The organism is Burkholderia sp. Bp9090, from assembly GCF_003857985.1.
Lineage (GTDB): Bacteria > Pseudomonadota > Gammaproteobacteria > Burkholderiales > Burkholderiaceae > Burkholderia.
Genome location: NZ_QTPV01000118.1, coordinates 1 through 528, shown reverse-complemented (window position 1 = coordinate 528; position 528 = coordinate 1). Strand labels below are relative to the sequence as shown.

General features: G+C 65.7%; 1 protein-coding gene. It reads right to left on the bottom strand.

The features are described from left to right. On the bottom strand, positions 1 to 528 hold a 528-nt coding region (locus DIE16_RS36355), incomplete at both ends, for an ABC transporter permease subunit (RefSeq protein ID WP_124894425.1).

Sequence of the window (528 nt, the reverse complement as noted above, 5' to 3'; positions counted from 1 at the left end):
GATCGCCTGCGCGAGATACGCGCCGATGCCCGGCAGCGTGATGGTCTGGTTGCCGACGGTGATCGCCTCCGACGCGACGACGAAGAACCAGCCGCCCGACATCGACATCATCATGTTCCAGATCAGCCCCGGCATCGAGAACGGCACCTCGAGCTTCCAGAAGCGCTGCCACGGCGTCAGGTGGAAGCCGCGCGACACTTCGTTCAGGTCGCGCGGCACCGTGCGCAGCGACTGGTAGAAGCTGAACGTCATGTTCCACGCCTGGCTCGTGAAGATCGCGAAGATCGCCGCGAGCTCGGCGCCGAGCACGCGGCCCGGGAACAGTGCGAGGAAGAACGTGACCGTAAACGAGATATAGCCGAGCACCGGCACCGACTGCAGGATGTCGAGGATCGGGATCAGCACCATGCCGGCACGGCGGCTTTTCGCGGCGAGCGTGCCGTACACCAGCGTGAACGCGAGCGACGCGACCATCGCGGCGAGCATCCGCAGCGTGGTGCGCAACGCGTATTCGGGCAGGTTCGACGG